The organism is Mycobacterium sp. E2327, assembly GCF_001672675.1.
GTDB lineage: Bacteria > Actinomycetota > Actinomycetes > Mycobacteriales > Mycobacteriaceae > Mycobacterium.
In genome coordinates, this window is record NZ_LZKE01000091.1 from 1 (window position 1) to 6,437 (window position 6,437).

Below are 6,437 nucleotides of genomic sequence, written 5' to 3' on the forward strand. Positions count from 1 at the left end.
CCAGCGCACCCTGCTGAAGTCGGCCGGCGTGCACGTCAAGCAGCTGCGATCGGAGGCCGCGTTTTACGCCGCCAACTCGTTGAGCACGACGCTGCCCGGCGGGCCGGTGCTGTCGGCGACGTTTCTGTTCCGGCAGCAGCGGCTCTGGGGCGCCTCGACGGTGGTGGCGTCGTGGCAACTGGTGATGTCGGGCGTGCTGCAAGCGGTGGGGCTGGCGCTGCTCGGCCTGGGCGGTGCCTTCTTCCTGGGCGCCAAGAACAACCCGTTCTCGCTGCTGTTCACGCTCGGCGGGTTCGTCGCGTTGCTGCTGTTGGCCCAGGCGGTCGCGTCGCGCCCGGACCTGATCGAGGGCATCGGCAGCCGGGTGCTGTCGTGGGTCAATTCGCTTCGCGGCAGGCCGGCCGACGCCGGCCTGGACAAGTGGCGCGAGACCCTCATGCAGCTCGAGTCGGTGAGCCTGGGCCGTCGGGACCTGGGCGTGGCGTTCAGCTGGTCGATGTTCAACTGGATCGCCGACGTCGCCTGCCTCGGGTTCGCGGCGTACGCCGCCGGCGACCACGCGTCGGTCGCCGGGCTGACGGTCGCGTATGCCGCCGCCCGCGCGGTCGGCACGATCCCGCTGATGCCGGGCGGCCTGCTGGTGGTCGAGGCGGTGCTGGTGCCCGGGCTGGTCTCCAGCGGGATGTCGTTGCCGAGCGCGATCTCGGCCATGCTGCTCTACCGGCTGATCAGCTGGCTGCTCATCGCCGCCATCGGCTGGGTGGTGTTCTTCTTCATGTTCCGCACCGAGAACGTCGGCGAGTCCGACGACGACGACCCCATCACCGGCCCGCTGGCCGTCGTGCGCGACCCCGGCGCGTCCAGCGATCCGACGGAGACCGCCCTGCAGGGTCCGCTGCCGCCGCCGGAGCCCAGCCACGAAATCGGCCGCTAGGCAACGCTTTTCGGCCGTTCGGCCGGCCGAGCCTAGTGCGCGCCGCCGATCGTCACGCCGGGCAGCAGCGGGGCCGGGGCGCTACCGACCGGGGAGGCGCCCGGGGCGCCGCCGCCCGGCAGCGCGGGCACCCCGCCCGGCAGGCCGCCGGCCGCGCCCTGCGCCTGCTGCAGCATGCCCATCGCCTGCGGGATGCTGATCGGCAACTTGCACTGCGTCGACAGGCTGGTCAGCGGCGACGCGATCGACGTCATGTCGCCGGCCACCTTCGGGTTGGCCTCGAAGTAGGACTTGAGCCCGGTCAGCGACTGCGGGCCGGCCTGCTGCTGCAGCATCGAGGTCATCGTCTGGTTGGTCTCGGGATGCGAGTCCAGGTAGTCACCCATCGACTTGGAGACCGAGCCGATCGTGCGCGCGATCTCACTGGCGGCGCATGGGTCGTTGGCCCCGGTCGCCGGCGGCCCGGCGAGGACGGCGATGGCCGCGGCGGGCACGGTGGTGGCCAGCAGCCCGGCGAGGATCCTGCGGCGCCTGGTCGCGGTGCCTGTCGTCATGGGTCACTCCTAAGAGTTTGCGAACGCGCGCGGCATGTGGGGGCACCTCGCAAAACGGTTGGCATGAACGGCTCTTCGTGACGGGGCTCCCCGCTCCCCCGCGCGGCCACCCGACATCCTGCCATCCGCACACCGCCGCTGCTACTTCGTGTGACCCACACCGCTGGGTCACCGGTACACAACAACTGGGCAGCGTCTTGGCAACATCCGTGTCGTTGCAGCTCAGGATGCTGATAAGCCGACATAATCCACAGGCTGCTGCGGTATTCTCGCCTGCACGCATTGCGTGAGAACCCGGGGAGTGAAGAAATCCAGCAGTTCATGATGCGCCTCAGCCGCAGCCTGCGTAAGTACCGCTGGTTGGTCTTCACAGGCTGGTTGCTGGCATTGGTGCCGGCGGTCTATTTGGCGTTGACGCAGTCGGGCAACCTCACCGGCGGCGGTTTCGAAGTGGCCGGCTCCCAGTCGCTGGCGGTCCACGATCAGCTCGAGGACCTCTACCACGACCAGGGGGCGTCGTCGCTGGCGCTGGTGGCCGCCCCCCGCCCCGATGCCAGCTACGCCGACATCAACGACGCGGTCGCGCAGCTGCGGCAGATCGCCGGCGAATTCCCCGGCGTCACCGAGGTCCCCAACCCCACCCAGCGGCCCCCGCAGCCGGACCGGCCGTACGTGATCTCGCTACGGATGGACGCCCGCAACGCCGGCACCAGCGACCTCGCCAAGCAGCTGCGCCAAAAGGTCGGCATCAAGGGTGACCAGTCCGGCCAGACAGCGAACGGCCGGGTGCGGCTCTACGTGATCGGCCAGGGTGCCCTGTCGACCGCCGCCGCGGCGAACACCAAGCACGACATCGCGGCCGCCGAAAAGTGGAACCTGCCGATCATTCTGGTCGTCCTGCTGGCGGTGTTCGGTTCGCTGGCCGCCGCGACGATCCCGCTCGCCCTCGGCATCTGCACGGTCGTCGTCACGATGGGCCTGGTCTATTTCCTGTCGGCGTACACCACCATGTCGGTGTTCGTGACGTCGACGGTGTCGATGTTCGGGATCGCGCTGGCGGTGGATTATTCGCTGTTCATCCTGATGCGTTTCCGCGAGGAACTGCGCTCCGGGCGCCAGCAGAACGAGGCCGTCGACGCAGCGATGGCCACGTCGGGGCTTGCGGTGGTGTTGTCCGGCATGACCGTGATCGCGTCGCTGACCGGGATCTACATCATCAACACCCCGGCGCTGAAGTCGATGGCCACGGGCGCGATCCTGGCCGTGGCGGTGGCGATGCTGACGTCGGCCACCCTGACGCCGGCGGCGCTGGCGACGTTCGGCCGGGCGGCCGCCAAGAGGTCGCGCCTGCTGCACTGGTCGCGCCAGCCGGAGGGCGGGCAGTCCCGGTTCTGGATCCGGTGGATTTCAGCGGTGATGCGGCGGCCGTGGGCGTCGGCGGTGGCGGCCTCGGTGGTGCTCCTGGTCATGGCGGTGCCGACCGCGTCGATGGTGCTGGGCAACAGCCTGCTGCGCCAGTTCGACTCGTCCCATGAGATCCGCGCCGGTGTCGGCGCGGCCGCGCAGGCGCTCGGGCCCGGCGCGCTCGGACCGATCCGGGTGCTGGTCACGTTTCCCGACGGCGGCGCGGCGTCGCCGGAGCACAGCCAGACGCTCGGCGCGATCCGGCAGCGAATGACGCAGGCGCCCAACATCGTTTCCGTCTCGCCGCCGCAGTTCGCCGAGGACAACGGCAGCGCCCTGCTGTCGGCGGTGTTGTCGGTCGACCCGGAGGACATGAAGGCCCGCGAGACCGTCGGCTGGATGCGTTCGCAGCTGTCCAAGATTCCCGACGCGGGAACGGCGCGCGTGGACGTGGGCGGCCCGACCGCGCTGATCAAGGACTTCGATGACCGGGTGTCGCAGACCGAGCCGCTGGTGCTGCTCTTCGTCGCGCTGATCGCGTTCGTGATGCTGTTGATCTCGATCCACTCGATCTTCCTGGCGCTCAAGGGCGTGCTGATGACGTTGCTGTCGGTCGCCGCCGCCTACGGCAGCCTGGTCGTTGTCTTCCAGTGGGGCTGGTTGAGCGACCTCGGTTTCACCCAGATCAGCTCGATCGACAGCACGGTGCCCCCGCTGGTGCTGGCGATGACGTTCGGGCTGTCGATGGACTACGAAATCTTCCTGCTCACCCGGATCCGGGAACGCTTCCTGCACTCCGGCAACACCCGCGACGCCGTCGCCTACGGCGTGAGCACCAGCGCGCGCACGATCACCAGCGCCGCCCTGATCATGATCGCGGTGTTCATCGGGTTCGCGTTCGCCGGCATGCCGCTGGTCGCCGAAATCGGTGTCGCGTGCGCCGTCGCGATCGCGGTCGACGCCACGGTGGTGCGGCTGGTCCTCGTCCCGGCGCTGATGGCGATGTTCGCCCAGTGGAACTGGTGGATGCCCCGGTGGCTGCGCCGCGTGCTGCCGTCGGTCGACTTCGACCGGCCGCTGCCGCAGGTGGACCTCGGTGACGTGGTCGTCATCCCCGACGACATCTCGGCGCTGGCCGCGCCGAGCGCCGACCTGCGGATGGTGCTCAAGTCGGCCGCCAAGCTCAAGCACCTGGCGCCCGACGCCATCTGCGTGGCCGACCCGCTCGCCTTCACCGGATGCGGGCGCAACGGCAAGACCGCGCCCTCGGTCCCGGCCGACACCCGCGGCCTCGGCCCCGGCCAGATCCCCCACCAGGTCGACATCGATGACGGTGGCGCGGGGGTCGGGACGACCCCCGCCGGGAACGGCAGCAACGGCCACCCGCCCGCCAAGAAGCGGGTCGGCGGCCTGCCGTCGCGCAACGGGATCGCCCGCGCGATCGCCGGGGACCGGCCGGTTCATCCGGTGACGCTGTGGCGCGGCCGGCTGTCCGTCGCGATCGAGGCGCTGGAGACCGACGCCTCCGCGGTCGATTGTCCCCAGTACGAGCGGCGCAGCCCGGTGGAGACCACCAACGTGCAACTGCCCACGGGCGATCGGCTGCTCGTGCCGACCGGCGCCGAGGCGCTGCGCCTCAAGGGCTACTTGATCATGTGCCGTAACAGCAGCCGCGACTACGCCGAATTTGCAGACATGGTTGACAACTTAGAACCGGAGACCGCCGCGGTGGTGCTGGCCGGCATGGACAGGTATTACTGTTGTCAAACACCCAGGCGGGAATGGATGGCCACCCAGTTGGTCCGCCGGCTCGCGGACCCCCATCCCTCCGATTTCAGCGACGAATGGTCGGATTCCGACGCGAAAGCGGACTGGGACGACGTCAGGCAGCGCTGCCTGTCGGTGGCCGTGGCGATGCTGGAGGAGGCGAGGTGACGTTGGCATCCGAACGGCGCCCGGCACCGCCGCCCGAGCGGCCCGCCGGCGAGCAACGCATGGACGGTGGCCCTCTTGCCGACACCGACCAGCCCGTCGAGTTCTGGCCCACGTCGGCGATCCGTTCGGCGCTGCAGGGCGGCGACATCGACACCTGGAAGCGCATCGCCGCGGCGCTGAAGCGCGACCCGTACGGCCGGACCGCCCGCCAGGTCGAAGAGGTGCTCGAAGGGACGCGGCCCTACGGCATCGCCAAAGCCCTGTGGGAGGTGCTGGAGCGCGCCCGCACCCACCTGGAGGCCAACGAGCGGGCGGAGGTGGCCCGGCACATCCGGCTGCTGATCGACCGCTCGGGCCTGGGCGAACACGAATTCGCGTCGCGCATCGGGGTGTCGGCGGAGGACCTGGGCGCCTACCTAGACGGCAGCGTCAGCCCCACCTCCGCGCTGATGATCCGGATGCGCCGGCTCTCGGATCGATTCGTGAAGGTGAAGTCCGCTCGGTCGGCCGAGTCCAACTGACCCTCAGCGGGCGTTGATCGGCGTCACGTTGGACACCAGCCAGGCGTCCCCGCGCTTGGCCAACGCCACCCGCAGCGCGGGCGCAGCCTGACTGGGCGGCTGCCCCGGGGTGTTCTGGGTAACCCGCAGGATCACCGCGACGCTGGCTGCCGTCGGCCCCAGCGCCTCGACCCCCGCCGACAGCGTCGCGGCCTGCGCCGTCACGTTGTGCTGGGCCAGGTCCGCGCTGGACTTTCGGTACTGCTCCCGGAACGCGCCCGCCTGGTCGGGCACCATCATCGCCGCGGCCCGGTCGATGGAGCTGGTCGGGGCGCTCGGGGTGAACGACGCCATCGCCTCGGCCATGCCCGAGGCGACCTGGACGACCTCGCGGGTGTCGTTCTTGAAGTCGCGGTCCGTGCGCGTCCAGTGCGTGTACCCGGTCGCCACCGCCGCGCACAGGGCGGCCGCGCACAGGAACACGACGGCCAGCCGCAGCCCGGGGCCGTCGTCGTCGGTGCCGACGCTGACCGAATCGCGGCGCAGCAGCCAGAAGTTGACGCCCACTCCCTCGACGATCAGCAGCACCAGGACCGAGCACGCCGACACCCACCACAGCGGCCAGCCGAGGACGACCCCGATCATCCACAGCGCGGCGATCGCGGCCAGCGGGGCCGCGATGTCGAAGGCCAACAGCCGCCAGATGTTCCTCATCGGATGGAACCCAGCCCGGAGATCATCAGCTTGCCGTCGACGTCGCAGACCTCGAGCCGCAGGTTCCAGTGCACCACCTGCGGTTTGGCGCCGACGTTCTCGCTCACCGACGTCGCGACCAGCATCACCGAGTCCATCCTGCTGGCGAACGGCGGCAGCTTGGTCGTCACTACCGGACGGGAGGTGCCCGGCTGGGTGTCCAGGTCGCGGTGCATCGTCTCGATGGCCACCGACTCGATGCGGCCGGCGCTCTGCGACTGCAGCTTCTGCACCACCTGCCGGTAGGGGTCCACGGCCGCGTCGAAGTCGGTGTTGAGTTCCCCGACCGTGCCGTCGTGCAGCTTCTGCAGGCTGGCGTCGATGTTGCCGCTGTTCATGTTGATCAGCACGCCCGTC

5 protein-coding genes and 1 pseudogene are annotated in these 6,437 nt (G+C 69.9%); 3 read left to right on the plus strand and 3 right to left on the minus strand.

The features are described 5' to 3' along the window. Positions 1–934: TIGR00374 family protein (locus tag A5712_RS09710; protein ID WP_068103934.1), on the plus strand; the 934-nt coding region annotated here is incomplete at its 5' end. A gap of 32 nt (positions 935–966) precedes the next feature. On the opposite strand, the gene A5712_RS09715 is transcribed toward A5712_RS09710, so the two are convergent. Beyond that, positions 967–1,488 (minus strand): hemophore, encoded by a 522-nt coding sequence (locus tag A5712_RS09715; protein ID WP_068103935.1) that lies wholly within the window; start codon positions 1,486–1,488, stop codon positions 967–969. 321 nt (positions 1,489–1,809) lie between these two features. Between A5712_RS09715 and A5712_RS09720 the strand changes: the two genes are divergently transcribed. Beyond that, positions 1,810–4,827: an MMPL family transporter gene (locus A5712_RS09720; RefSeq protein WP_068103936.1), complete on the plus strand. Its 3,018-nt coding sequence runs from the start codon at positions 1,810–1,812 to the stop codon at positions 4,825–4,827. Continuing rightward, positions 4,824–5,348: a hypothetical protein gene (locus A5712_RS09725; protein WP_068103937.1), complete on the plus strand. Its 525-nt coding sequence runs from the start codon at positions 4,824–4,826 to the stop codon at positions 5,346–5,348. Before A5712_RS09720 ends, A5712_RS09725 begins: the two co-directional genes overlap by 4 nt. 3 nt (positions 5,349–5,351) lie before the next feature. On the opposite strand, the gene A5712_RS09730 is transcribed toward A5712_RS09725, so the two are convergent. Further along, positions 5,352–6,041: a hypothetical protein gene (locus tag A5712_RS09730; RefSeq protein ID WP_068103938.1), complete on the minus strand. Its 690-nt coding sequence runs from the start codon at positions 6,039–6,041 to the stop codon at positions 5,352–5,354. Next, positions 6,038–6,437: pseudogene (locus tag A5712_RS09735) on the minus strand (hypothetical protein); the annotation flags it as partial. The pseudogene A5712_RS09735 and the gene A5712_RS09730, both read right to left, overlap by 4 nt.

Excerpts from the sequence above, each read along its gene's own strand:
- A5712_RS09720 (WP_068103936.1), top strand. The coding sequence starts at position 1,810 with ATGATGCGCCTCAGCCGCAGCCTGCGTAAGTACCGCTGGTTGGTCTTC.
- A5712_RS09715 (WP_068103935.1), bottom strand. The coding sequence starts at position 1,488 with ATGACGACAGGCACCGCGACCAGGCGCCGCAGGATCCTCGCCGGGCTG.
- A5712_RS09730 (WP_068103938.1), bottom strand. The coding sequence starts at position 6,041 with ATGAGGAACATCTGGCGGCTGTTGGCCTTCGACATCGCGGCCCCGCTG.